General features: G+C 54.8%; 13 protein-coding genes. 4 read left to right on the forward strand and 9 right to left on the reverse strand.

The window, feature by feature from the left end; genetic code table 11:
* Positions 1-297: 297 nt before the first annotated feature.
* The 3 genes from FYC48_RS14255 to FYC48_RS14265 all read right to left on the reverse strand — a co-directional run bounded on the left by FYC48_RS14255 (position 298) and on the right by FYC48_RS14265 (position 3,969).
* Positions 298-1,701: a hypothetical protein gene (locus FYC48_RS14255; RefSeq protein WP_149497400.1), complete on the reverse strand. Its 1,404-nt coding sequence runs from the start codon at positions 1,699-1,701 to the stop codon at positions 298-300.
* A gap of 168 nt (positions 1,702-1,869) precedes the next feature.
* Positions 1,870-2,562, reverse strand: coding sequence for a hypothetical protein (locus tag FYC48_RS14260; RefSeq protein ID WP_149497401.1), 693 nt, complete (start codon positions 2,560-2,562; stop codon positions 1,870-1,872).
* A gap of 387 nt (positions 2,563-2,949) precedes the next feature.
* Entirely contained in the window at positions 2,950-3,969 is a 1,020-nt protein-coding gene (locus FYC48_RS14265) for a glutamine synthetase beta-grasp domain-containing protein (protein ID WP_149497402.1), read from the reverse strand.
* A gap of 951 nt (positions 3,970-4,920) precedes the next feature.
* Between FYC48_RS14265 and FYC48_RS14270 the strand changes: the two genes are divergently transcribed.
* Positions 4,921-6,633 carry an NfeD family protein gene (locus tag FYC48_RS14270; RefSeq protein ID WP_149497403.1) on the forward strand — a complete coding sequence of 571 codons (1,713 nt, stop codon included), beginning with the start codon at positions 4,921-4,923 and terminating at the stop codon, positions 6,631-6,633.
* A 187-nt stretch (positions 6,634-6,820) separates the two neighbouring features.
* On the opposite strand, the gene FYC48_RS14275 is transcribed toward FYC48_RS14270, so the two are convergent.
* The gene (locus FYC48_RS14275) at positions 6,821-8,272 is read right to left on the reverse strand and encodes a class I SAM-dependent methyltransferase (protein WP_149497404.1); all 1,452 of its coding nucleotides are present in this window, start codon (positions 8,270-8,272) and stop codon (positions 6,821-6,823) included.
* A gap of 328 nt (positions 8,273-8,600) precedes the next feature.
* On the opposite strand from FYC48_RS14275, the gene FYC48_RS14280 reads away from it, so the two are divergent.
* Entirely contained in the window at positions 8,601-14,465 is a 5,865-nt protein-coding gene (locus tag FYC48_RS14280; RefSeq protein ID WP_149497405.1) for a hybrid sensor histidine kinase/response regulator, read from the forward strand.
* A gap of 445 nt (positions 14,466-14,910) precedes the next feature.
* Here the strand turns inward: FYC48_RS14280 and FYC48_RS14290 are convergent, their stop codons facing one another.
* Positions 14,911-17,205: a class I SAM-dependent methyltransferase gene (locus tag FYC48_RS14290; protein WP_160149519.1), complete on the reverse strand. Its 2,295-nt coding sequence runs from the start codon at positions 17,203-17,205 to the stop codon at positions 14,911-14,913.
* A 291-nt stretch (positions 17,206-17,496) separates the two neighbouring features.
* On the opposite strand from FYC48_RS14290, the gene FYC48_RS14295 reads away from it, so the two are divergent.
* Both FYC48_RS14295 and FYC48_RS14300 read left to right on the forward strand, forming a co-directional pair.
* Positions 17,497-17,763: a DUF3311 domain-containing protein gene (locus FYC48_RS14295; RefSeq protein WP_149497407.1), complete on the forward strand. Its 267-nt coding sequence runs from the start codon at positions 17,497-17,499 to the stop codon at positions 17,761-17,763.
* Positions 17,764-17,765: 2 nt separating this feature from the next.
* Positions 17,766-19,358: a sodium:solute symporter family protein gene (locus FYC48_RS14300; RefSeq protein ID WP_149497408.1), complete on the forward strand. Its 1,593-nt coding sequence runs from the start codon at positions 17,766-17,768 to the stop codon at positions 19,356-19,358.
* 133 nt (positions 19,359-19,491) lie between these two features.
* On the opposite strand, the gene FYC48_RS14305 is transcribed toward FYC48_RS14300, so the two are convergent.
* The 4 genes from FYC48_RS14305 to FYC48_RS14320 form a co-directional block, all read right to left on the reverse strand.
* On the reverse strand, positions 19,492-19,950 hold the full coding sequence (locus FYC48_RS14305) for a DUF1569 domain-containing protein (protein ID WP_149497409.1): 459 nt from the start codon (positions 19,948-19,950) through the stop codon (positions 19,492-19,494).
* Between the two features lie 295 nt (positions 19,951-20,245).
* A complete protein-coding gene (locus FYC48_RS14310; protein WP_149497410.1) occupies positions 20,246-22,843 on the reverse strand; it encodes an alpha/beta hydrolase-fold protein in 2,598 nt (865 codons plus the stop codon).
* Positions 22,844-23,449: 606 nt separating this feature from the next.
* Positions 23,450-23,959, reverse strand: coding sequence for a DUF6702 family protein (locus tag FYC48_RS14315; RefSeq protein ID WP_160149520.1), 510 nt, complete (start codon positions 23,957-23,959; stop codon positions 23,450-23,452).
* A complete protein-coding gene (locus tag FYC48_RS14320) occupies positions 23,956-26,307 on the reverse strand; it encodes a M1 family metallopeptidase (RefSeq protein WP_160149564.1) in 2,352 nt (783 codons plus the stop codon). Before FYC48_RS14320 ends, FYC48_RS14315 begins: the two co-directional genes overlap by 4 nt.
* Positions 26,308-26,633: the final 326 nt, after the last annotated feature.

The raw sequence follows: 26,633 nt of genomic DNA on the forward strand, positions 1-26,633 counted from the left end.
TCGCTAGACGATGCTCCCCAGACGGAAGCTTTTAGCTAATTCGGATCATTCGACACCAAACTTGACATCGCCTGCGATTTTCGCCGGTTTAGTTCAAGAAGGCAGAATCTATTTCGCAGAGGGAGAAGGGCCCGTATCCGATCCGGCTCTCCCTTGGGCCAACAATCTGCACCGATCACAAGTCCACACCGCGTTTCAATCGGCACAAAAAAATCGCCGACCAATCATGTTTCAAAAGCAGACTTTCGAAACAGCTTTGGCCGGCGATTAAAAGAACACAGTCGTAGTCGTGCTGCATCAGAACTGAATCTGATATTTGCTTGTCATCTGACGACGAGTTTCCGCGGTGAGCTTGTCGATCTGATTGAGCGTGTTGCGATAGTCGCCGTAGGCATTGCCTTGTGCCATCGCGGTCGTAACACGCTGATAGTCGGCACTGTTGTGGTAGTTGTAATAACCGTAGCCGTCGTTGTAGTAACCGTTATCGAGACTTTGCTGAGCCTTGATTTTGCCAGCCTGAATATTTGTCTGACGGACATTGATGGCATTGCCACGAAGCAATTCAGCAACGTTGGTTCCGTACTGCACCATCTCCGGGGCAACATTCAGCGTGCCGAGTTCATCGATTTGACGAGCACGGCGATCATTCCAACTGGCCATCGCGCCGGTGGTTTGCGACTTATGGTCACGAGTCCGTTCGACGATCGCATTGACTTCATCGAAGTAATGCTTGGTGGTGTACGCTTCCTGGGCTTTCTTGTCGTCCTGAAGCATCGGGCGTGAAGCGGCACGCTCGGCTTGACTTTGCAAACTGAAAATGCCCATCAATCCGCTCAGCGTTGCATGGGTGACGGGACCTTGTAACGCCAGCGAATTGTCTTTGACGGTCACCTTCCAGGTCTTCACCTCTGGAGCTGCCAGACCATTCTTTTCCAAGATCTCGGCAAGCATTTCGGGTGCGATCAACTTCAACGAAGCGGGTGACTTTGAAAACTCAAACTTCACGATGCACTGTTGCAAACTCTGCCGACCGACGATCACGCTAAAGCCTTCCATCGACGCCAGAATACTTGCGACTGACTCGGGAGGGTTACTCTTGAGTGATTCGATCGTCGCCAAACGAGTGGCGAGTGGAACCGGCGAGAGAACATTCTTCAACTCCACCGCCATCATGAATGACAAATACGATTCGGGCTGATTGGCATGCGATGTCAAAAATGGTGTGTATTGCACATCCATACTCGGCGTCAGCCATTTTCCGAGCAGTGACCGATCGGCGGGCCGCAGAATCCCCAGCCGTTCGGGATGATCTTTTAGGGGAACGAGATAGGACTGATTCGGAGAGTGCACCACCTCGCGTCCTTCCACGGTATCGACGTAGCCGCCGACGGATTTGACCAAGCTATCCGTTGGGACTGGCTGGCTTAGTACCGCGTAACCGGCTTCCCACTTAGGGCGGAAATCAGAGAGGTTTAGATCCGAAATGAACCAAACCTCTTTGACTACTTTGGACGCCTTGTTTTTGAACCCTGCTTCGTCCATCAAGCGGTTCAGTGATTCGACATGCACATACCCAATCGCGTTCGCCGCCGAGGGAGACCGGTCGAGCAGCAACGCAATCTTTTCTTTTTCCTGGGCGTGACCGACCGGGACCGAACAGAAGAGGAGGAGGGCCGTGCAGAGAAAAGCTCGGGTTTGCATTGAATCAGCTCTTTGCGCCAAGGTGTACTATGGTCTGCTGTCGGATCGAAAACGGCAGTTTAACCGTCCCTTCACACAGACCTGATCAAGATTGAGGACTCCAAAAATTGCCGGGCATCAGTATAGACCGAGAGCGCTTCAAGTGCGCCCCTTGACGAGACGGGTTCTCTATTCGAATTTTTTGCGCAAGGCGCTGACACTGACACCGGTTTGGATTTTTGCCCCACTGGTCCCGACGGTCGCCGCACCCCGAATCTTTGCCTCATGCAAGGCGATCAAACCAGCGGAACTTGCGGTGTTGCAAGGACAAAGCAATGCGGGCACCAGCAGCCGGCAGGATTCGCAGTGATACGCTGAAATCCCGTGATCGTAATTCTCCTGACCTTTTTCAATCGCCTCGGTTCGCCGCTGTGTATTGGGGTGATACCAGACTTCAGAAAGTGATGCCGTTGAAAGGTTTAAGCCGCGGCGTCGGGCCTCGAGGATCAAGTGTGGCGCCGCACAGCTTCCCATTTGCGGATGCACCCCAGGTGGACGAATCGCCTCGAGTTCCCCCACGTCGATCGGACAACCTCCCGCCGATGTGTAGGGGGGGCGAACGTGAGGCGCGATCGAAACCTGATACCGCTGCAACGCATTGGTGTGGGCGTCACGAATGCCCAGACGTCCGAGCGGCTTGACCGCAGACTGCAAGGCGCCCGTCTTCGCACCCGAACGGCTGATCAACACGGTGTGACCTTGCATCAGAACGCCCATCATGAATCGCTGACTCCGGCCACCGGTAATTCTCCCGGCAAGGGTCGTCGATAGCTCTGCCATCACTTGCAACGCCAATCGTCGCGCCCGAGGCTCTTCACGCATGCGGTGTCGTTGACCACACAACGGACAAGGATCGTTGCCATAGGTTAAAAACATTGCCGGACCTCGACCCATTTACTGAGACCATTGGAAGCTGAGCGCAGGTTTGCTCCAGAGCAGATCAACTCAGTATAGCGACTCCCCTCCCCCGAAACGTGGCGGCACGTTCTGCGTCGCCCAATGCCGATGAACGCAGCGACGCCCCATGTCCGCAACGAGAGGTGGTGCCTCAGTACCAGCGGTGCGTTCTGCCGATGGCGCAAAAAATAACCGGTAGCAACAAGACGCTACCGGTTATTAAATGACCTAAACGACCGCCGGGGATTTTCATCCTACAGCCGATCGATGGCGTTGAGTTAGTTGATGTTCGTCAACTTTGCTTGATCCAACTTACGCAGGAACCGAGGCGCTCTTGACCGTTGCGATGATCGCACTGGCGACCATGTACGGGTCGGCGTTGGACGCGGGACGTCGGTCTTCCAACCAACCTTTCCAGCCGTTTTCGACGGTAGCGATCGGAATTCGAATCGAAGCGCCACGGTCAGAGACACCGTAGCTGAACTTATCGATCGACTGTGTTTCGTGCAGACCGGTCAGGCGTTGGTCATTGTCGGCACCGTAGACATCGATGTGTTCTTTGATGCGTGGTTCGAACGCTTGGCAGATCGCTTCGTAAACTTCTTGGCTTCCGCAGGTTCGGAGCACTTCGTTGGAGAAGTTCGCGTGCATCCCGCTACCGTTCCAGTCGCCTTGAACCGGCTTGCAGTGCCAGTTGATCGACATGCCGTGAGCTTCGGCAACACGTTCGAGCAAGTAGCGAGACAACCAGATTTCGTCGCCGGCGTCTTTCGCACCTTTGGAGAAACACTGAAACTCCCACTGACCCATCATCACTTCGGCGTTGATGCCTTCGACGTTCAAGCCGGCTTGCAGACAGAGTTCGAGATGCTCCTCGACGACTTCACGTCCGACCGCTTTTCCGGTACCGACGCTGCAGTAGTACGGACCTTGGGGTCCGGGGTAGCCTTCCGCTGGGAATCCGATCGGTTTATTCGTGTCGGGATTCCACAGGGTGTATTCCTGCTCAAAGCCGAACCAAAAATCGCCGTCGTCATCATCGATGGTCGCGCGACCGTTGGTACGGTGCGGGGTCCCGTCGGCGTTGAGAACTTCGCACATCACGAGGAAGCCCGTCCCAAGGCGACCCGGATCGGGGATCACCTTGACCGGTTTAAGCAAGCAGTCGGACGAACCGCCAGGAGCCTGCTCGGTCGAGGATCCGTCGAAGGACCAGAGCGGCGCGTCTTCGACATTGCCGCTGAAATCGCCTACGATTTTGGTCTTACTTCGCAGACTTTGAGTCGGTTGATAACCATCCAACCAGACGTATTCCAACTTGCATTTGGTCATGAAAAAGATTCTCCCTAGGTGAATCAAACGAGTGGACCATTGAAGATGCAATCGGCTCGCGCCGTGATGCAACTTCGCTTCTACCAATGTCTACCTAACGCGCCCAAGCAAACGCGATCGACGGGCCGCTTTCAGCCGAAGCTTCGCAGACCCAACGACCTTGCCGCTCGGTCAGCCCAGCGAGCAAGTGGAACCAACCGCCTCTGAGCAACTACCGACCTTGATCCGCAACGAGGCTGGCACACTCCCGAAAGGGGCTGCCAACCTTCAAAACGTCCAAGGTTCACGAAGACCGGGCTCCTGCTTCGTCTCCGTGTGCCGGCCCTTTGACAGGCCTCTTTGCCGTGGTGCCGTTTTCGCCAACACCGCCACGCATTCTACTTGCGGGGCGTACAGAAAAACAGCTCTCGTGCAGGTAACACTTCTACCACGAATGCAACTTTTCGTCACCCCTCACCCACCGTTTAGTGCCACCGAATCACCCAACACCAGACGCCCAATGGCCGTTCGTAACGCGGCCGCACGAGTTCAATCCAGATTGCCCCCAGCCAACTTCAGACGCATTGCGGCAATGGGGTTCGCTGAAGCGAGAAGTCACAAACTGTACCGACGGGGATTTAGACGCCAACAACTCCCGATTGCGGCGTACCATCGATCGAACTCAGCGTCTCCTGCAAGACGACTTTCACCAGCGTTTTCCACAGGGAACCACTGTCCCGCTGTTATTCCGATTTGTCACCGCCTACGGTGCTAATCAAATCTGCCTTTTCTTCACCATGACCGTTTGAAATCCCGCCGGTAGCGGACTTCGCGATCCTTAACGGTTGGGAAGGGAATTCGGATTGGTCTAAAATACCCCGATGATGGTCGACTCCTGGTAAAGACGATCGCCAGATGAATTGCTGACACGGATCGAAATCACTCCGGACGCGTCCCCATGGAGAGAATCGCATGTTGCGCCCACCGCTCACCACCGCAAATAACCGACCGATCGATCGCCTCGCGGGCGGCGGATTCCTTCGGCTTTTTGTCTGCCTAGCCGTTTGTGGATTCATCACCGGCGGCGCTGACCTCCGAATCACTCACGCACAATCGACGCCTGATGCGGCATCGTCCGATGCCCGATCTGCCGAGAGCCAACCTGCGGCATCCCTACCAGATGAAGCTCCGGCAGATGAAGCTCCGATGGGCCCAACCGCTGCCGTGCAGACCGATCTCGCGGTCTCGGGTAATCCCAAGTCGCCTCGAAAGGCGGTCGTGATCCCCTTTCACAGCGACATCAACCCGATGAGCACTGCGCTGCTCACCCGCAAATTCGAGTCGGCGATCGAGAGTGGCGCCGAAGTCGTGATCTTTGACATTCATTCCCCCGGCGGCATGGTTTTCTATACCTTCCAGATCATGGACATGATCCAAGATGCCAAGGGGATCGAAACGGTCGCGTTTATTCAAAAAGATGCGATCAGTGGTGCGGCATTGATCGCACTGGCCTGTGACAAAATCTACATGATGCCTCACGCGCGAATGGGCGATGCGGGTGTGATCGAGATGGGCGAGGACGGTGCGTTCCGCTACACCGTTGCGAAGCTCCGTAGCCCGGTCGCCCAAAAAGCCCGCGACACCGCCGAAGCAACGGGGCGACCGATCGCACTGGCCGAAAAGATGACCGACAAGGACCTCGTCGTCTTTCGCGCGGTCAACAAGAATGACGGCACCGTTCGCTACATCAGTGACCGAGAATGGGAATCGATGGCCGATACCGACCTGTGGGAACGTGGTAAACCCATTCGCGAAGCCGGCAAGGAAATGTTCTTTATCGCCAACGGAAAACGCTGTGTCGAACTTGGCATGGCCGATCGTGTGGTAAACGACCTCGATGAACTCGCCGAAGACTTACAAGTAGAAACGCCGGTCATGGTCTTGGACCGAACCGCCGTCGATGTCGCCATCGTCATCCTCAATCACTGGTTTGTGACATTGCTGCTGTTGATCATCGGATTGGTCGCCCTGGTCATCGAATTGAGTGCTCCGGGAATGGGGATCGGTGGACTGATTTCGACGCTCTGCTTTGGATTATTTTTCTGGAGCCGATTCCTGGGCGGAACGGCCGGTTGGCTCGAAGTCACGTTGTTTGTTTTGGGGATCGTATTCATCGGGTTCGAAATCTTCGTCATTCCCGGTTTCGGAGTCGCCGGAGTCGGCGGGGTTGGCTTGCTACTGACGTCGCTGGTGATGGCTTCACGACGCTTCCTGATCCCACAGAACAGCGCTGATGCGATCAGCCTCGGTTGGGATGTGTTGACCGTCCTGGGCGCCTTTGTTGGATTTCTTGTCGCGATGCTTTTCTTGGCAAAACACATCGGTGACATACCGGGACTTGGACGTCTGACTCTCAAGCCACAATTGGCTTTCGACGGACTCCAGGCTTCCGAACATCAAGACGTTGGCTCGTCCGATTCAAGCTTGCCGGGCTGGCAGCGTGTCGAAGTCGGAGAGATCGGGACCTCGGCCGGGGCATTGCGACCCGGCGGCAAGATTGACATGGGTGATTATTTTGTCGACGTTGTTTCCGAAGGCGACTTCATCGAAAACGGACAACGGGTACAAATCATCGCCAAGCAAGGCACCCGAATTGTCGTGCGCCAGATTCAGGAAGAATCCTGATACTTCGACGCACGACATTGACGTGTCACAAAGAACAACCAGTGCTCCGCCAAGACCGAAAGTTCGGTTCGGCTTATCAGCCAACGGGCGTTTGCCCCGGTGGTTGCACCGAAACCGTGGCGAACGCCATACGGCCAATCCTCATTTCAGAGGTTGACGAAGCCCGAGGGCAGATCGAAGTAATCACCTAGGCAGGCGGCAGCCCCACACTATCACGGCGGGCGGTGACGAAACGATACTCCGCCAACGTAGGATCACCGTCATCCAAGACATCCCCTGCGGTCACTTGCCGATCAAGAACCAAGCCGCATTGGCCTAGAAAGTCATCGATGTTTTTCGGACCATGGATAAACTTCTCTCCGATCCCTTCCATCTGATCGATGAATGCCTGGATGTTAGGATCGCCGGTGCTGGAGTCGATCACAGCCGGTGTCACACAGTCCATCCAGAGTCGACTTGCTGGGTTCTTGAGCGACCGCATGACTGATGACAAAAGCTTGACATTTTGTTCATGATCGAAATACATCGAGCAACCTTCATAGATCACCAGTGTCGCCGCCGTCTGCGAAAACGCGAAGTGATTTCGAAGCTTGCTGCCAATATCCATTCGCAGAAAATCAGCCGCTAGCTGATATCGTTCGGGTGCCTGATGAACACCACCGATCTGCGTCTCCATTCGCCCGATGACATGCTGGCGTTCGGTCAGCATGTCAGGGAGATCGAGTTCAAAGACCGTTGCCCCTTGCAGTGCATTGGAAAGACGAAACGGCCGCATGTCCAATCCCGCGCCGAGCATAATCAATTGCTCGATCTCCGGCATCGATTGCAAGACTTCATCAGCATTGCTTGTCCGCGCGGCGACCATCGCTTGAAGTTGTGGCAATACTTTTTGTAGCCGCTCGGCTTGTAGTATTCCGTGCGTTCCGGCGGCAAACATATCATGTCCGCCATCGACTCGTATCCTTGTCCCATCATCACGGTTGATCCAGTGTCCCTGGTTTTGGCCTGACTTGGCACGAAGTCCTGAGATGATACGCGCGGACTTCTTGATATTCAACTTCGCCAACGAAGATCGTTCGCCATTGGGACGATCCCCCAACAGTTTTGCGGTCGCCTGGGCAAAGTACTTCATCTCGGCAACGGCGATTCGGTCGTTGTCTTCGGAGAAAAACTCGACCGTCAGAGTTGCGAGTACCACTCGACCACCGAAATACCGCGATTTGATTCGATCGGCGGTCTTGGCATCGATCCGACAAACGGCACGCAAATGACTCGTACTTGGGTTTTCGTACTTTACATCCATCGACGCCAACCAAAGCGACGCGGACTGATCGGGATGCCCGCGATGGATGCCCGTCAGAGGGACGCCCGTCAACAGCGTCGTCAACGCCATGCCCCCGGTGTAGTCGGCTGACAATGAAATCAACGCCGCCTGATGAGTGCCATGTTGGTTGGTCGTCGGGACACTTAACGGCAAGATTGACTCGCAATAGCCGCGTTCAACTTTTGTAATCCGCCAATCGGTCCACTGAAGCACCGGGACGGCCTGGTGAAGAAGTCGATTCATCAATTCCGGATTGACGCGTTGAGCGTAATCCGACTCCCAGGTAACGGGAGTTGCTATATCGATCGCAGACATGAAATGCCCCCTGTGTGTTGCGAACGAGTTTTCGAGTGATTGATCCCATCATTAGGGATCAACGTCGGGCTTACCAGTCTTTGATTTGGCGGTGCGTCGTCAATGAGGGCGAACCCTCGAAGAAGTTACGGCTTCGGTAAAGAAGCGGAGACCTACTGTTGTCTAGAGCCAACGGGTATCCGAGTAAAAACCACCCCAATGGCCCTGCAACCGCTGTTTCGTGTTGAGTGAGCGAAACATTGGATTCGGGGAGGCCCCACCTCGATTGAACAGCTCGTACGCGCCAGAGGTGCGCATCCACCGATCGGGCCCCCTCGATTCAGTCGAAATGAACCTGCACGACCTTTCCGACGAACACTTTCATTTGGTGCGCCGCTTAGCGGATGTACCGGATGCAGATAGCCTTCTGGTTGAAGACGACCAGACGGGACGTCGTTATGTGCTACGCCGAATCGATCGTTCGATCCTTCCCAACAACCTTCGCGTCCGCTTCGACAACGAAGTACGGCTATTGAGCAAGGTTGAGTGCGAACATTACTGCAAACTGATCACGCATCGATGGGTCGACGACGAACTGCAGGTTCTGTATCCGTTTTATGAAGGCACGTCGCTCGCGGATCGTTTGCGCGACGGACCATTGCCGCCGCTGGAAGTCACGCGGATCGCGGTAGACATCCTGCAGGCATTGGTGCAGATCCACAAACAGGGTGGCATCCATCGTGACTTCCGGCCGTCTCACCTCTTGCTTCGTGACGACGGTCACGCCGTCCTTGCCGGCTATGGTCCGCTGTGGCGGATCAATTTGGCTTACCCGGACAGTTCCTTTGGCGTCGAGATGCTACGTTTTGCGTCTCCAGAACTTGCTGGCATTATCCGGCACGATATCGGTCCTTCGTCAGACCTTTACTCCGTCGGCTTGGTGATGTTCGCGGCGTTGACCGGGCGACCGGTCTGTGACGCCGAAACGATCAGTGAGATCCTGCTTCAGCATTCCACCAAAGACCTCGACACGGGACAACTTCCCAGTAGCACCCCGTCGCCACTCGCCGAAATGGTCGAGCGTCTGGCGCAGAAAGAGCCTCGGGAGCGGTATCAGTCTGCGGCAGCGGCGCTCGACGACGCGCTGGCGATTCTGCAGATGATCGAAAACGACGAGCCTGATGCCTCCGTCGTCATCGGTCGTAGCGACGCCCGCGCCGGTCTTGTCGACCCGGCCTTCGTCGGTCGTGAAGCGCAAATGCGTGCGTTGGGCGATAACCTCGGCTTGATCTTTGAAGGTGCTTGGCGTCAAATTTTGATCGCATCTCCGTCAGGGATGGGCAAGAGCCGACTGACCCAAGAAATGTCGCGTTTGGCAACACGTCTGGGCTGTATCGTCTTGTACGGTGACTCGACCGATCAAGCGACCGGTGAACCGAACGCACCATGGATGCAGGTCATCGATCGACTCGCCACAGTTTGCCAAACCGATGACGTGTTGCGCCAACGCCTTGCCGAACTGATGTCGGACTATCGCGAAGAAGTGGTCACCGCGATGCCAAAGTTGGCTCACGTGTTTCAGTGGACCGGACGAAGACTCTCAGGTCCGGAAGCGTTAGGTCAAAGCCGGATTCTGACCGCATTCGCCGCCCTACTCACCGGACTCGGAAGCGCCGAAAAACCGGTGGTTGTTGCCCTCGACAATTGCCAGTGGATGGACGACCAGTCGATCCGTGTGCTACAGCGGGTGACCCGAAGTGATGCCTCACATCAACTGCTCTTGCTGTTGTCGCGTCCCGACGAAGGTCAAGCCAATCGCATCCGCGAAATCGCCAGACCCGATCAATCGCTGTCGCTCGGACCACTTGATCGAACCAGCATCGGACGACTGTGTGAATCGATGGCCGGGGCTTTGCCGGTCGACGCCATTGGCGTCATCGCGGACTATGCCGAAGGCAGCCCCTTCATGGCTTCGGCCGTGCTTCGTGGGATGGTCGAATCATCGGTTTTAGTTTCCGAACAAGAACGTTGGGTGCTCAATCGTGATCACTTGGCCGACTTCCAAACGGCCGAAAGCGCCGGCGAAGTCCTTTCCGGACGCATCAAGAACCTACCTGAATTGGCGGCTCGTTTTCTTGAGTCCGCGGCCGTAATCGGAAGCACGTTCACGCTCGATGCGGTCGCGACGCTGTCGAAGATCGATCTTGAAGAAAGCTTTTCATTGATCGCCGACATTCGCCGTCAGCGACTAATCTGGAGCAAACCGGACGGTGAGTATGCGTTCGCGCATGACAAAATTCGGGAAACCGTCCTGAAAGACTTGAAGCCCAACGTCAAACGACGGATGCACGGCCAAATCGGAGCCTACCTCGCCCGAACGCAAGGCAACGCACACTACGATTTGGCATACCATTTTGACGAAGCGAGCATGCATCGCGAGGCGTTGCCACACGCGCTTGCCGCCGCAGATGCCGCCCGAGCCGAGTTTTCTCTCAGCAGCGCGCGACGACAACTCGAGATCGCGTCACGAGCCAAGCAATACGCTGACCCGCAAACTCGCCATCGCATCGAATCGATGATGAGCGAAGTGGTGATGCTCCAAGGCGAATACGATCAGGCCCAAGAGTGGTTGGCCAAATGTGCCGTCAGCGCGATTAGCGATCATGACGAGGCGGTCGTCTCAACTCGCTTAGGGGAACTTGCGTTTAAACGCGGAAACAAAGTCCAGGCGGTCGAGTACTACGAGGCTGCTCTCCGACGCCTCGGTGAACCGATTTGCAACAATCGCGTTCAACTCGGCATGCGATTGCTGCGAGAAATCACCGTCCAATCACTGCATACCTATTTCCCACGATTGACTCACGGTGGTGATCGACAACCGGACGAATCCGAATTACTGCGGCAGAAACTGTATAGCCATATCGCGCATGGCTACTGGTACACGCGAGACAAGTACTACACCCTCTGGTCACATTTGCGCGGGATGAATCGCGGTGAAGGCTTTCGTCCGACGACGACGCTCGCGCAAGCGTACAGCGAACATGCCCCCGCAATGAGCTTGCTCGGTTGGTATGACCGAGGCAAACGCTATGCGACGCGATCGATTGAGATTCGAAAAAAGCTGCAAGACATTTGGGGACAAGGCCAGTCCCGGCACTTTTTAAGTATCCTGCTGTATTCGTCCAGCCAGTTCGAAGACTGCGTTCACGAGTCCAGTCAAGCAGTTTCGATTTTGGAACGAACCGGCGACTTCTGGGAAGTACACACGGCACGGTATCAGTACGCCGCCTCGCTCTATCGTCAAGGTCACCTCACCGAGGCCCTTGAACACGCGAAAACCAACTATCGTTCCGCCGTCCGAAGAAGTGACTTTCAGGGAACCGGCAATATCGTCGATGTTTGGGCTCGGGCTTCGCTCGGTAACATTCCCCAAGACGTCCTGCAAATCGAAGTCGGCCGTGATGTCGATGACGCCCAGCGTGAGTGCCACGTCAAACTCGCCCACGCGGTGTTTCATTACTATCGGGACAACTATACCGAAGCTGCCAAATCACTTGGCGAAGCGGTCAAGACCGCCGAAGCCGCGTCCGTGTTCAATGCCTACACCAGTCCCTGCTTTGCTTGGCACGTCTCGGCTCTGCGAAGAAAAATTGAAACCCAGCCGGCAAAGATCGCCACGATACGTCGACGCGAACTGCGTGAACTGCGTTCCGCGGCCCGGAAAGCACTCCGCATTTCAAGGAAATTTACGAACGAATTGCCCCACGCTCTTCGTGAAATGGGCGCGGTCTGTGCACTGACAGGCCGCGTCCGGAGTGCGCAAAGCTATCTCTGTCAATCGCTAATCGTCGCTCGCAACCAAGGCGCGCGATTGGAAGAAATCCAGACCACACTGATGTATGCCGAATTGGCGGCCGAAACCAATTGGCAGGTTGACGAACAAGAACTGCATGCGGCTCGCGAAGCGATGCTGCAATATGAAACCGAAGTCGGCGCGACCGATCAGGAGTCGTCCGTCTCGTTGGTCGATCGCTTCGACGCGTTGCTCGAAGCCGGCCGCAAGATTGCGGTCTGCACCGATCAATCCGAAATTGATCATGAAATCATCGAAGCAACGTCACGTCTGCTACGTGGCGATCGTGTCTTGCTAATCCGAAAAGATCGCGACGGCAATTGGATCGGCGACTCACTCCAAGCCCAATTTGACCTCGATATCGTTCGTCAATCGGACGAACAACGGTCCGCCATTGTCTGCGACTTCGAAAACATCATTGAAACCACCTCCGGTGACTCGGCTGGCATCAAGAAACAAAACTACGGAACATTCTTGTGCTGCCCGATCTTAGTCCGCGGCCAGGTAACGGCGCATATTTACGTCGCCAATTCATTCATGATGGGAATGTTCGGCGACGACGAACTGCGAATTGCCAACTACTTGTCGTCGGCCGCCGGCGCGGCATTCGAAAAGGCTGACGGATTTCGCCAACTACAAGACTTAAACCAAACACTGGAACGAAAGGTCGCCGAACGAACGGCGACACTCCAACAACGAAACGTCGAAATCGAACGAACGGCGGATCGTTTGCGGGCAACCCAAGTCCACTTACAAGAAGCCAAGGACGCCGCAGAGCACGCCAATCAAGTCAAAAGTGATTTCTTAGCTCGAATGAGCCACGAAATCCGCACACCCATCACCGCTGTTTTGGGTTACACCGAATTGATGTTGCGTGGTGTGGTCTGTGAACCGGACGAACAGCGACTTCAACTCGAAACCATCCATAGCAACGGTAGCCATCTACTGCACTTGCTGAACGATATCCTGGATCTTTCGAAGATCGAAGCCGAGCGAATCGAAGTCGAGCAGATTGAGTGCACACCGGTGAAGATCGTCGGTGATGTCATCAAATCACTCTCCGGTAAAGTACAACAAAAGGGAATCGGAATCTCTCTGTTGGCCGAGTCCGATATTCCGGAATACGTGATGAGCGATCCGACACGATTGCGACAAATCCTCACGAATGTCCTCGGCAATGCCATCAAGTTCACCAACGAAGGCGGCATCGACGTGGTGATCAAATTCGAAGATTCCCCCCAACCATCGTTGTCGATCGCAATCGAAGACTCCGGTATCGGCATGAACGAAGAACAGATGTCGAAGGTATTCAACCCCTTCGCTCAGGCTGATACGTCCACGACCCGGAAATACGGCGGTACGGGTCTTGGGCTTTCGATCAGCAAACACCTCGCAGAAGCATTAGGCGGTGGACTGACGGTCGCCAGCACCCCCGGCGTCGGCAGTACGTTTACGCTAAAAATCGCGACGCCGCTCGTTCAGGGTACGCGGATGATCGGACGAATGGAAGCGATCAAGCTTGCCCTCGGACATGCCGAATCTCGCTGGGAAACGATCACCGTCACGGGCGCTCGGGTGCTGGTCGTTGACGATGCCGCGACCAACCGCGACCTGATCGATCGCCTACTCAGCAACGCCGGCGCCAAGGTAATGAAACTTGAAAACGGAAAGGAAGCCGTCGACTACTTCGTCAACGACCGTCACGACATCATCGAACGCGAAGTGGATGTCATCTTGATGGACATGCAAATGCCGTTGATGGATGGCTACACCGCGACAGCGAAGCTACGTGAAGCAGGACTCACCATTCCGATCGTCGCAATGACTGCGAACACGATGGTAGGTGACGACAATAAGTGTCGCGAAGCGGGATGCTGTGACTACCTTTCTAAGCCGCTCGACCTAGACCTCGTCCTAGAGAAAGTACGACACTGGGCAAACGAAACGATCAGCGTTCTGCCGCCAAAACACTCATCACAATCTCAAGCAACCTCGTCGCAGATACTGACCGAACCGGTCGCCGAATCTGCCGAAGAACCATTCGTCGATTCGTCGCTAGAAGACGGCAAACCGCACCTTCCGGATGATTGGATGCGTCAATTCGCGATTGACTTGGTCACCAAAGTCCATGGGCAACTTCCGGCGATTTGGAACTCGTTCCGTGGTGATGATTTAGATGCCGTAGCTACCAAGATTCACTGGATCAAAGGTTCAGGCGGCACGGTCGGCTTGCCAAAGCTGACGGAACTGGCGAAGTGCTGTGAAGAAGCAGCACACGAATCGGATCTCGAAACTGTCAGCCAAAAACTTGATCAAATCGAACGCTACATCAATCTGTTGGTCGACGAATCCAACGACTGAAATTTCTGGTCGTCCCTTAAACCATTGTAGTTTTGTCACTTAGAGCGTAACGCGAGCTTGGCGGATGAAATCTCGACGACGCTTGCCGCACAAGCCTCTTCGTTATTTGGTGCAGGTAAAGTTCCATTTCGAACCAGTTGCCCCGCGATATGCTTTCCCTACCGAGTCCCCGGCGACGCATCGACTACTTTCCCCACACGCACCGCCAAATCAAGCAATCGCTCTGACAGATCGGCCGGTTTCATCATTCGCCTCACCATTCGATGTCTTCTTCAATCTAACTTTCGCCATGTTCAATTTGCAATTCTCTGCTCAGTGCCTTGCCAACCTCTGAGATGAGGATTAGCCAATTGGCGTTTGGCATCGTTCCCGTCCAATAGCCGGTTAGCGTCCTCGGTCGATCGGCAAGCTCCCAAACGTTCGGACGAGACGGCGTTACCAAACGCTATCGCACGATTCGCCAACAGCGATGAATGCGGCGGTTGCGAAAATCCTCGGGTACCGTTTGGGAAGAGATTTCGTGGCATTCACTCACATCCAACTCCGAAGCATCGAACTTGAATCGTCTGAAGTTGTTGGAGAAGAAGACCACCCCGCCTCGCCGGACCAGTGGCAATAACTTGTTTAACAACGGGATCGCGTCCTGCTGGACATTCCAGTCATTGTCAGTTTTTTTACTGCGAGAATACGTCGGCGGGTCAAAGACAACGACGTCGTATTTCTCTCCGGCAGGATGCTCCTCGATAAACTTCGAGACATCCATCGCGAACACTTGATGTTTGGCATCGGACTGGCTGGCATACCGACGTTCGTCTGGTGCGTCTTGATCGTTTAAGAAACCATTTAAGCGAAGGTTCTCGCAGGTCCAACGCGTGTACGTACTCGAGAGATCGACTGTCGTCGTCCTGCGTGCACCACCGTCGGCGGCATACACCGTGAAGGAACCGGTATAGGCAAAGAGATTTAGAAACCACGCATCCTTGGCTAAGTCACGTACCATCGAACGTGTTTGACGATGGTCGAGAAACAACCCGGTATCGATGTAATCATCCAAGTTGACCCAGAACTTCAAACCGCCTTCGTTGACTTGAAAACGGTTCCGCGTTTGATCGACTTTTTCGTACTGGACGAAGTTCTTTTGTCGGTCCCGACGCTTAAAGTGTACATTGCTTGCGTTGATCTCAAGCGTTTCCGCCGCTGTCTTCGCCATCCGATCAAGCCAGTTGGCGTGCTGTGCGGGATCACGATCGTGCGGTCGTTCATATTCGGTGATATGCAAATGATCTTCGTAGCGATCGACGACTAGCGGAATCTCTGGAATGTCACGTTCGTAGAGACGAAAGCACGTGATGCCACGTCGGGTTGGCCATCGCCGCAAATGTCGGGCACGCTTACGAAGTCGCGCGGCAAATAGCTCAGCCTGCTCGTCCGCCTTGTCCCCTAACTGTCCAAACGCGGCTGATCCCTCCGCATGAACCAAGGTTGTCACTTCATCGTCATGCTGCCGCTGTTCGACCACCGGCTTTGGACCATAAAACTGATAGAACGTATTTTCGTGCTTGCCGTTGTACAGCTTCCGACGCCGATCAGCCGACTTTCCAAGCACCCGCTCGAACCCTTGATAACTACTCAGAACGTAGTGCGACCAAGTCGGCAATCCTCGAAAGACCTCGGGAAGAAACCGATACAACGAATCCAACTCACGAGATTCATGTGAGGGACGCGACATGTCCGACTTTTCCGAATTCGCTTTGGGGCGATGCCTACGATCCGGCAATGACGGTTTAGGCTGTATTTCTCGTTCCTTGGATTGAAACTCAAACGGCGCATGCGTGATCAAGCACCCGAACCGTCGTTTGGTCGAAACCTCGCGGATGTCTTTCCGTTGAAAATGAATGACGCCATCAACCCCTGCTCGCTTGGCGTTCTCGCGGGCAATATGGACCACTCGACCATCGAGATCACTGGCTAAGATCGGTTCGTCCAGTGTTTGAAGTTGTCCCTTGACCGCATCACTCCGCAAGTCCTCCACAAGGTCCGATGGCGCGGCAGCCCAGGCCGTGAAGGCAAACTCCCGGTCGATGCCGGGTGCGATCTTCAGTCCGATCCGCGCCGCTTCAATGGGGATCGTCCCGGTCCCACAAAACGGATCAAGAAGCGGGCGTCCCGGTTTCCAATAACTCAATTGAACTAACGCCGCCGCTAAAGTCTCACGCAGCGGCGACCGGGCACCTTCGATTCGATAGCCACGGCGATGAAGCGACGCACCAGAAGTATCAAGCGTCAGCGTCGCGTGATCTTCAATGATCGAAACATCAATTTTGTAGACCGCCCCTGTTTCTTCAAGCTGCGAAGTTCCGTGACCACGCACCATCGAATCGACGACAGCCCGCTTCACACTTCGCTGGATCGCGGGAACACTGGTCAAGGTCGACTTGATTGATCGCCCCCCCACCGGAAAGGCGGCATCGACGGGCAACCAGTCGGCCCAATCGATTGCACCGGTTGCGTCGAAAAGCGAATCGAAATCGGTTGCGGGGAGTTCGGCGACTTGGATCAGGATACGATCGGCACACCGAAGGTGCAAATTTGCCATCGCCACCAACGTCCAGTCGCCTTGAAACTGCACTCGGCCGGCTCCGGCAATTTCGCCTTGCACGCCCAAGGTTTCTAACTCTCGGCGAACGACAGCCTCGAGGCCAAAGACGCAGGTCGCGATAAGATTCAGTTTCGTGTCCACGGGGTCCAGCGTATCGTTTTTGGGGAATTTCCACCGCGCGATGGTTCGCCCTGGTGAAACAGATTTCGTTTTCGGCAAGGAGTTTCAGGCGGAGAGAAGAATTCTTTGCCGATCTTCATCAGATGATTGAAACCGGTCGAGCGAAGACGGATTTAGAGGGGTTACTTCTCATTGGATCCCGATTCAATCTTGGCGGCAACACTGTCCCGGCTACCATGATCGTTGCCGATGGGAGTACACTGTCGGACCCTTCCATCCATCCTGCCAATCAACTTCGACCGGACAAACGGCATGTCAAGTCATCCATCTCGCGGGCCATGGATCATCGCAGCACTGGTGGTGCTGTTGTTGATTCTGCATCAAGACAACTGGTTTTGGGAAAGCGACACGCTCGTTTTCGGATTCATGCCGATCGGCCTGTTTTGGCATGCCTGCATCTCCATCGGTGCCAGCCTCACTTGGGCGTTGGCGACCGTGATCGCATGGCCGCTCGATGACGACGACACGGTGGGTGTCGCGGGCGATTCGAAAGCTGCCGCCAACGATGAGGGGGCGTGAACATGGAATCGTTAAACCATCCTGGCTTGCCACAGTTGATCATCATCATCATCTATTTGGCAATCCTGCTGATCTTAGGACTTTCTTCGGGACGCCTTTTCAAGGGTACGAAAGAGGACTACCAAGTTGCCAGCCATTCGATCGGCCCATTCCTGTTGCTCATGAGCATCTTTGGAACGACGATGACCGCGTTCGCCTTGGTCGGCAGCAGCGGTGAAGCCTTCAAAGAGGGCATCGGCGTCTATGGAATGTTGGCCAGCAGCAGTGGAATTATTCACTCGCTTTGCTTCTTCCTAATCGGTGTCAAGGTTTGGAAGTTTGCCCGGCGTCACAAATACACCACCCAAATCGAATTCTTCCGCGATCGATTGGATAGCGATTTTATCGGGCTGCTACTGTTTCCGATTCTGGTCGGTTTGGTCGTTCCGTACCTGCTGATCGGCGTGATCAGTGCCGGTTCCGTCGTTCAATCGCTGACCGCCGGATTGGCCCCCGATTTATTTCCGGCGCTCAATCCCGCGGGCGAACCGATCATGGCGCTGCACGGTGGAATCCCGCCATGGATGGGATCGCTAGTTATCTGTGTGGTCGTGCTGGTGTACGTCTTCTTCGGCGGAATGCGTGGGACGACCTGGGCAAACACACTGCAAACGATCGTATTTATGATCTTAGGCGTCGTGACGTTTTACGTCATCGCAAATCGCTTGGGTGGACAAGATGGCCTGATGGCGAACTTGCAAGTCCTCGCCGATTCGGTACCAACCGAAAAGCTCACTCGAATGGAGATGAGCAAAACTAAATTCTTCACTTATCTGCTGATCCCGTTGTCGGTCGGGATGTTTCCGCACCTGTTCCAACACTGGATGACAGCTAAGAGCGCCAATACGTTTAAAGTTCCGGTGATTTGTCACCCGCTTTTCATCATGATTGTCTGGGTACCCTGTGTATTGGTCGGCGTCTGGGCGACCGGAGATCTGATTCCTCCGAAGCCACCGTTACCAAACAATCCCAACACGGTCCTGCCGTTCTTGGTGAAAACACAGACCGGAAAAGTGCTCGGCGGTCTGCTGGCAGCCGGAATCTTGGCGGCCATCATGAGTAGCCTCGACAGTCAGTTTCTTTGTCTGGGCACCATCTTCACCAACGACATATTGACGCACTATAAAGGCAAAGAGAACGTTACCGATGCCCAACAGGTGCTCTACACTCGTCTGTTCATCATCGCAATTGTGGCGGTCACTTACGGACTCGGGTTACTTGACCCGAAAAGCGTCTTTGCGATGGGCGTTTGGTGTTTCAGCGGTTTCAGCGCGTTGTTCCCAATCGTCTTTGCGGCGCTTTATTGGCGTGGCCTGTCAGCCGCCGGTGCGATCGCCGGCGTTTTGGCCGCGATCGCAAGCTGGGGCTACATGTTCTACCAAGCACTCGAGCAAGACGCCCTTCGCACTTATGTTTTGAAACTGCCTCTTGGCGGCGAAGAGTATGAGCTAATGCCGGTCGTTGCGATGCTCGCCAGCTCGCTGATCACAATGGTGGTCGTCTCCTTGATCACCCCCAAGCCTAACGAAGCGACCCTGAAGAAATTCTTCGCCTAGTGCTTCGAAAACCTCAGAAGTTAGGACTAGCCGATTGGCGTTCGCCACGGTTTCGGTGTAATAACCGGGGCAAACGCTGATCAGCCAATCCCATAGTTTTGGGCTAGACGAAGCACCGGGAAAGGCAACGAGCTTACTGCGGGTGCACGAACCCAAGGTGCAGTTCCATGTGGCGGCACTGCAACTGCTCGTTATCTTCTCGCGAGAGGTTACCGAACAAGGGATGCCGCGGCAGCGTGTCGATCGAACGATAACGCTCATAAGCGGTTCGAAATTGTGAAAGCGCGTCTTCGAGCTGCTCTGCGTCACGCCAAAAAAATGCTTGCGCCTTTTGCGGTAATTTGAGCCCCGGTTTCATCGGACGATGAGCGGCGCGTTTGGCCATCAACGGAGCAACGACGCGGATCAACCACGGCACCGGTGGCGGCGTTTGATGCCCCGATGAGATGTCGAATGCGGTCGCTAAGTGTTCGACGATTTGCGGAAAAGTAAAGTTCCCCGTCGTTTGAACAGGGACCTTTGCAAGACGCTCGACTTCGGCGACCGCTTCTTCAAGACGATCAAAATGTAGCTTTCGATGAGACGTAGACATGAACCGTTCTCGCGAGACAAGTGACGAAAGAATCGTTTCACCAATCGTCCCATCGCTAGCCCATCGAGAACACCCACATTCGGTCGCACCGGACAATCCGACGCACGGCAGGTTGACGCCGATGGGCTGAAGCCGATTTTTTAAGGTGCTGGCATGATTCGAACAAAGCCCCGTGAGGCACGGACATCGACCGTAAAACCCGCTTTTTGCGTGATCGATCATTACCGATTCGATGCGGGCCGACGCCACCGCATCCGGCCCACGGTTTTTGCGATCGGTCGCCAGATGACGCACCCTATGGTATGGCGACTGGCTTGTTCGAGTCCGCGTTGACCAACCGCCGATAAATCGTTTTGCCATTGGTCACATACAGATAGCGATGGCCCTCACCTGCCAACACACAACTGGTCAGCGGCTTTGACGGATCGGGCTTCGGCAACACACCACAAGGCCGTCCGCTAGGGTCGAAAACTTGTACGCCGAGTTCACTGGTCACATAAAACCGACCGGCTCGATCGATCGCCATGCCATCGCCTTTTGCGGTTGCCTGACGCGGAGGAGGCTCGTTGAAATTAAACTCGCCTTCTGGATCGATGGGAACTCGCATCGGCATCGTTGGCATCTTGGCGTCGAGCGATTGATCGGCATTGACGCGAAAAGTCCACGTCCGATCACCTCCGTAGTCAGAAACCGCCAAGGTTCCCCCATCGGCCGTCAGCGCGATGCCATTCGGTTTGTTAATTCCTTCGTCGGCAATGACGACTTCTCCATTTCCCGGATTGATTCGCAGGACTCGACTGGTCGGCGTTTCGGTGACAAACAGAGTTCCGTCCTTTGTAATTGCAAGATCGTTGGGGCGCAAATCGGAAGCGACCGTTTTGGTAGTTCCATTTTCCGGATCAATCGCGACAACCTGACGTTTCGATCCTTGGCATCCATATAGCAAGCCATCTGGGCCAAACATCAGACCGCTAACCGGTACGTCCGCGATTTTAGTTTGCTGCCCGTCACCAGCGTCGACCCGATAGACCGCCGGAGCCCGCATGTCGCTGTAGTAAAAATTCCCCTCGGCATCCGCACACGGTGCGTCGGCAAAGCCCAGATCTTTGGCAACGATCTCCCAGCCTTCGCCGGGAATCAACAATCGTAACAACGGATAATCTCCGCCAAGATCGTCGCTGGTATCGACCACCGGTTGATGAGTTTCGTTTCGCCAGAGCCATGCCATCGCATCGGGAAAGCAACTGCTACCATAGTCAGCATTGTGTGCATAGCCTTCCGCCCAATCGAAGCGAACATCGTATCCCATGTACTTTAGAGCCGACGCCATTCGCTGATTCGCCCACGGCCAACTTCCGAATGCGTTGTCGACGTCACCACTGGTATCGGCCATGTAGACCCGAATCGGCTTGGGCTCCGTCTTGCGAACCAGACCGGGATAGATATTTCCGCCGCGCAAATGCGTAAAGCTACCGACGTTGGAATAAACCTTTCCGAATTGATCGGGACGATTCCAGGCGACGGTGAATGCACAGATCGCGCCACTGCTGGAACCACCAATCGCTCGCCGCTGAGGATCCGAAGAGACGTTGTACTTTTGCTCGACCACCGGAAGAATCTCCTCGGTCAGAAACCGAGCGTATCGGTCGCCGAGACTGTCGTATTCAAAACCGCGATTGCTGCTACGGTTGCGTTGGCGAGGCTTCGATTGATCGTGCCCTGGGTTCAAGAACACAGCGATCGTCGGTGGCATCTCCCCCCGCGCGATCAGATTGTCGAACACAATCGGAATTCGCCAGCGACCGTCAATTTTGCGCATGCGTTCGCCATCTTGAAAGACCATCAGCGCGGCCGGTGTCTTCGGATCATACTGTGCGGGCACGTAAATCGCCCAGTCACGAACCATTCCTGGAAAGACTTTCGATTCCCATGGCGACATGACTTCAACGGTTCCTTCGGGAACGCCCGCTTGGCGAATCGCATCGGGATGAGGTTCCCACTTGGGCTTCGTCGCCGTGGAAGGAATCTTGGTGGATTCTGCGTCCTCGTCCCAGAGCCAACGAATCGCCCCGGGCAACACTTCGCCGGCCCACTTCGCACTGTGGCCACCCTCGGTCATCTCCAATTTGTATTGGTACCCGGCGAACTGCAGTGCGGCAGCGAGGTCGTGGTTCGCCAACGGCCAATCACCATGAACGTTATCCAAATCATCGACGCCTTCCTGTAGGTAGACCTTGATCGGTTTCGGTGATTGGTGAGTCTTGCGAACAAGCCCCGGATAGACAATTCCACCACGAATGTTGGTGTAGCTCCCGATGTGACTGAGGACGTTTCCAAATTGATCGGGGCGGTGCCAAGCTACCGTGAAGGCGCAGATGGCGCCGGAGGAGATTCCGCAGACGGCACGATCCAGCGGCGACGACGAAACATTCAAATCCTTCAGGGCGACAGGCAAAAACTCGTCAATAAGGAATTTCGCATAGCGATCGCTCATCGCGTCATATTCGAAAGAACGATTGCTACGGTTCTTCGCTCCATTTTTCGTCGCCGATAGGGTCCCGGGATCGACAAAGACAGCGATCGTCGTTGGGATCGCTTCTTGGGCGATCAGGTTGTCCAGGACCGTGGGGACACGAAAGGGTCCGCCGGGGCGAACATAATTTCGCCCATCCATAAACACCATCAAATTGGCTGGCTTTGTCGAATCATATTGAGCAGGAACGTAAACGCTAAAATTGCGGGTCGTCCCGGGGTAAATTTCACTACGATCAAAGACGCCAGTCGTGACCGTACCTCGGGGGACATCCGGGTTGACCTGACGGTCGGTCTCGTTGGACGCGATGGCGGGAACGGCGATCACCAGGATCGCCGCTATCTGAAACAGGCTTCGCATGGTTGCCTCGGCGGGAGAAACGTTGCAGCTACGGAGAGGAAAGCTGCAAAGTTTAATCAATCGCCAAGTGACGGAGGAACCAATCGCAAAACCCATCTCGGGTGAAGATCACCTAGATCGGTCTGCTGAAGCGACCTCGACCGTTTTCTGAAGAAGACAGCCAAGCCAATCGAGCCACAAGCCGCGCAATGAATGTCGCTCGGATCCCCAAGCCGAAAGCGTAATCGCGCGACGTAATCGGCTCGGAGAGCCGAACGACATTGAAAGCTCATCCGCTTTCTACGAAGGACTGACAAGGACAGCCACCGAATGACCGGATCTCCACAACGCGCCGCCCTGCAATGCAAAATCTGGGACATCGCCAACGACGGATGCGGAAGTGTGGGTGGATGGCCAACCAGCTTTTGCCGACCTTTGGCGGCGCGATCAGGTTCATGGTTTCGCCGACGCGGAGCAGACCGTGGATGACTGGCGGCTGCAGCACTGGGAAACGAACAAGCAATTAACGCAGGCTGCGAGCCCGGCCCCCAGCCCTTGGTACAATTCGGATGTTGGTACAATTCGGATTGTTGGTAGGCTCAGGATGGGCCCCGTCCAATCATCGCATCAATGCGGGGCACCGAGCGACAGTTTTAGGCTCGGATGGCGCAGCGTGATCACACCGGAGGGACTCTTACCGGTGTCATCCTTTTGGCCCAAGACCACCACACGGTGCTGGTAGTTCGCCTCGCGGTCAAACAGCAATCGGTTGTCAACAGACTTTGGTGGCTCGCTGTCTTTGCATTCGACTTCGAAGAACCACCACGCATGGGCGCCTTCAACCTTTCGGCCAATCCACTGAATCGGTTTCCCGGTCGCGACTTCCTTGCCGTCATCACCCTTGACGATCTTTCGATCAAAGTAGACGTGCTTCCGTAAGTAGTCCGCCTGCCAGTTCGAGTTGATTTCGGCGTCGATACTTCGTCGCATCCACTGCTCGTCGAGAACATGAATCCGCAAGGCAACTTCACAAGAACGACTATCCGCATTCCACTCAAGTTCCGCATAGGTTTCATGAACCGGATGCAGTAACAAGGCCGAACAAAAAGCAAACGGCAACAGCACTCCGGTGATCACTTGGCGGCCTCTGCTTTCTTTGCGTCAGGCTTTTCGGTCGGTTTTGCTTCCGTCTTTTCGTCGTTTTTTTGTTCCGACTTCTTTCGAGCGTTAGCCTTTTGCATTGGGTTTTTGCTCTTGTCGCTTTTGAACAATTTGAAGCGGCTGGGCACTAACTTTTCAGGCCAATGATTGTTGCTAGTATCCACGTCAGCTGTCTGCCGCTGTGGGTCCAATTCCATCCGCACGATTTCTTTGTCCGAAGCGATCAACTTCTTGATCCGCTTGCTGTTGTAACGCCAGATTTGTGCCGGCATCGTCATCAGTTCACTCGTGCTATCGGCATAGTGAACTCGCAGGATGATCGGCATTACCAAACCACCATGGTTACTGAAATCGACGACATAGAAATTGGTCGTTCGGCGAAGCATTGCTCGTTCGTCGCTATCGAGTCCGTCGAGAAATCTTTGGAACGCCTTACGATCGTCTTCTTCGACCTTTAATTCGTCAAAGTCTGGACTGTTGTAAAAGTCTTTCAAACCGGGTTGCCATTCGATTCGTCGGCGGAGGTCCTTATTTCGGACCTCAGAAATCGAAGGTTCTTCTTGGTCTTTCTCTTGGCGTTGTCGCTCGGCAGCTTCGTCGGGGTCGCCTGCGTCGATTTGATAAAGCTGCACATCGGTGATTCCGATATCCACATGTTTGGTCGAGTAAAACCAACCACGCCAGAACCAGTCCAAATCGGTCCCCGATGCGTCTTCCATTGTGCGAAAGAAATCACTGGGGGTTGGTCGTTTAAACTTCCACCGGCGGGCATATTCACGGAAGGCTTCGTCAAACAGTTCTCGCCCCAGGATCGTTTCACGCAGGATGTTCAGGGCGGTCGCGGGTTTGGCGTACGCGTTGCTTCCGAACTGCAAAATTTCTTCGCTACCGGTCATGATCGGACGTTGGTTTCCTCCACGCATGTAGCCGACGATTTTTTCCGGTTCGCCACGTCGCGATGGATAGTTTTCTTCCCATTCTTGCTCGGCCAGATATTGCAAGAACGTGTTCAGACCTTCGTCCATCCAGGTCCACTGGCGTTCATCGCTGTTGACGATCATAGGAAAGAAATTGTGCCCGACTTCGTGAATGATCACTGAGATCAAGCCGTACTTGGTTGCCTTGCTATAGGTCCCGTCCTCTTCCGGGCGAGGCCCGTTAAAGCAGATCATCGGGTATTCCATTCCATACACCGGACCGTTGACACTGATCGCAACCGGATAGGGGTATTCGAAAGAGTAGCGTCCGTAGACTTCCAAGGTGTGAGCGATCGATTCGGTCGAATATTGACTCCAAAGTGGCTCCGCTTCGTTGGGATAGTACGACATCGCCATCACCGTTTGCGAGCCAACCTTCACCCCCATCGCGTCCCAGATAAATTTACGACTGCCGGCAAAAGCAAAGTCGCGGACGTTGTCGGCTTTGAATTCCCAGGTCTTCGTTTCATCACCGCGAACGCTTTCGTTCTTCTTCGCCTCCTCGGGGGTGACGATGAACTTCGGCTTAGTCGACTGCTTTGCGGCAGCCAAGCGTTCTTTCCATTCGGGCTTGAGAACGTCATCGGGATTGGTCAAGGTTCCCGTCGATGCGATCACCATCTCTTTCGGCGCGGTGATCCGAACGACGTAATCGCCAAGCTCAAGTGTGAACTCACCGCGTCCCAAGAAAGCCTTGTGCTGCCACGCCCCGAAGTCGGTGTACGATGCCACACGTGGAAACCACTGCGCGATCTCGTAAATGTAGTTCTCGTCCGCTTCGAAGAATTCTTTACCGGCGCGGGCCCGAATGGTTTTTGAATCGACGATGTTATAGGAGTACTCGATACCGAACGAGACCGACTTTCCAGGTGCGAGCGGCTCTGGCAAGTTGATTCGCATCATCGTGCCAACGTCGGTGTAGTTTAATGCTTCCCCCGCCGCATCAGTGACCGCGGTGATTTTGTATCCACCGTCAAAAACCTGTGCCGCGAGGATCGACTTCATCGACTGAAACGAAATCCGTGGGGCGAGCGACGGAGCCGTTGTGGTGGTCAATGCATCCGACCCAGGTCGAAATCGGTTTTGATCCAACTGCACCCAGATGTAAGACAGCGTGTGCGGTGATTGGTTGTGGTAGTGGATTTTCTCCTTGCCAACGATCCGCTGATTTTCATCATCGAGTGTCACATCGATTTCATAATCAGCCCGTTGTTGCCAATAGCCTGGCCCCGGTGCCCCAGACGCGATACGAGTGTCCGTCGGAGTCGGCCACCAGGGATCCAGTTGTGCGAATGGATCGTACGGATCACTGTGCTTTGGGTTGGCTGCTTCGGGTGATTGCGTCATCCCGGCGGGGGCAAATGAAACAATCGCAAGAGCGACGACAAACAATCGGGCGGAGTCAAATCTCACAGCTGAGCGCCTTTGCAGTTCTTCGAAATTCTGTCCATGCGGGACCACGGTGACGTGGGAAAGTGAAAACCGAGTCAACGTCTTAGCGTCAATTCCGAGTTCACGATTCCTTCACGAGAATCCCAATCCTGTTGAAGCCCAATTCTAATTGGTCTTGCGGCCGTTGTTGGTCGCGAATCACGGAATCCGATGCCTTGATCGCTGCCAACGACTTTAAAAACATGGCATCTACCCAAAAAGACGCCTCACCGTAGGATATT

Origin of the sequence: Roseiconus lacunae, assembly GCF_008312935.1 — a bacterium.
GTDB lineage: Bacteria > Planctomycetota > Planctomycetia > Pirellulales > Pirellulaceae > Stieleria > Stieleria lacunae.

Bases quoted from the DNA above. Each gene is read 5' to 3' on its own strand.
- FYC48_RS14255 (WP_149497400.1), bottom strand. From the start codon at position 1,701: ATGCAAACCCGAGCTTTTCTCTGCACGGCCCTCCTCCTCTTCTGTTCG.
- FYC48_RS14260 (WP_149497401.1), bottom strand. From the start codon at position 2,562: ATGCGTGAAGAGCCTCGGGCGCGACGATTGGCGTTGCAAGTGATGGCA.
- FYC48_RS14265 (WP_149497402.1), bottom strand. From the start codon at position 3,969: ATGACCAAATGCAAGTTGGAATACGTCTGGTTGGATGGTTATCAACCG.
- FYC48_RS14270 (WP_149497403.1), top strand. From the start codon at position 4,921: ATGTTGCGCCCACCGCTCACCACCGCAAATAACCGACCGATCGATCGC.
- FYC48_RS14275 (WP_149497404.1), bottom strand. From the start codon at position 8,272: ATGTCTGCGATCGATATAGCAACTCCCGTTACCTGGGAGTCGGATTAC.
- FYC48_RS14280 (WP_149497405.1), top strand. From the start codon at position 8,601: ATGAACCTGCACGACCTTTCCGACGAACACTTTCATTTGGTGCGCCGC.
- FYC48_RS14295 (WP_149497407.1), top strand. From the start codon at position 17,497: ATGTCAAGTCATCCATCTCGCGGGCCATGGATCATCGCAGCACTGGTG.
- FYC48_RS14300 (WP_149497408.1), top strand. From the start codon at position 17,766: ATGGAATCGTTAAACCATCCTGGCTTGCCACAGTTGATCATCATCATC.
- FYC48_RS14305 (WP_149497409.1), bottom strand. From the start codon at position 19,950: ATGTCTACGTCTCATCGAAAGCTACATTTTGATCGTCTTGAAGAAGCG.
- FYC48_RS14310 (WP_149497410.1), bottom strand. From the start codon at position 22,843: ATGCGAAGCCTGTTTCAGATAGCGGCGATCCTGGTGATCGCCGTTCCC.
- FYC48_RS14320 (WP_160149564.1), bottom strand. From the start codon at position 26,307: ATGACGCAATCACCCGAAGCAGCCAACCCAAAGCACAGTGATCCGTAC.